Source organism: Gemmata algarum (assembly GCF_034097035.1).
GTDB classification, from domain to species: Bacteria; Planctomycetota; Planctomycetia; order Gemmatales; family Gemmataceae; genus Gemmata; species Gemmata algarum.
The window spans coordinates 1-460 of sequence record NZ_JAXBLV010000134.1 but is presented as its reverse complement, the minus strand read 5'-3'; the positions used below and the strand labels follow the sequence as shown (position 1 = coordinate 460).

The window sequence follows — 460 nt, the reverse complement described above, 5'->3', positions numbered from 1 at the left end:
GGGTTAAGTCGATCGGCCCGGCGTCGGCGAACGTCGCCCGTCGCCACCCACCCACCATGTCTGCCGAATCCCAAAAGAACCAGAACTCGGCGCCGTCCGCCCCGCAGTTCACGGCGTAGTGTTCGGCGAAGAAGATGGTGTTGGACAGGCCGTCCGTGACGGACCGGTCCAGGTACGGGGTGCCCTGAAACACCTGCGCGTTCCCGGCGTAACTGCTGATCGGGTGCGTCGCCACCTCGCCCGTCAGATCGGCGGCCGTCGGGTCGAGCGGGCAAACGAGGATTGGCACCCTGTGGAGCAGTGCTTGCGTGTCGCTTCGCTTGACCCCCCCGACCTCGACATAGGGGAGAAGGGCGAAGAAGATGTTGTCCTCGGTGTTCTCCGCGCCGACCGGCCGCCCGTCGGCCCGTGGGAGGCGGCCGTCGCTCGCCGTAGACCAGTTGTGGATGCCGAGACCGAT

1 pseudogene is annotated in these 460 nt (G+C 67.0%); it reads right to left on the bottom strand.

Annotated features, from left to right (window positions below):
* A pseudogene (locus R5W23_RS11765) lies at window positions 1-460 on the bottom strand (hypothetical protein); the annotation flags it as partial.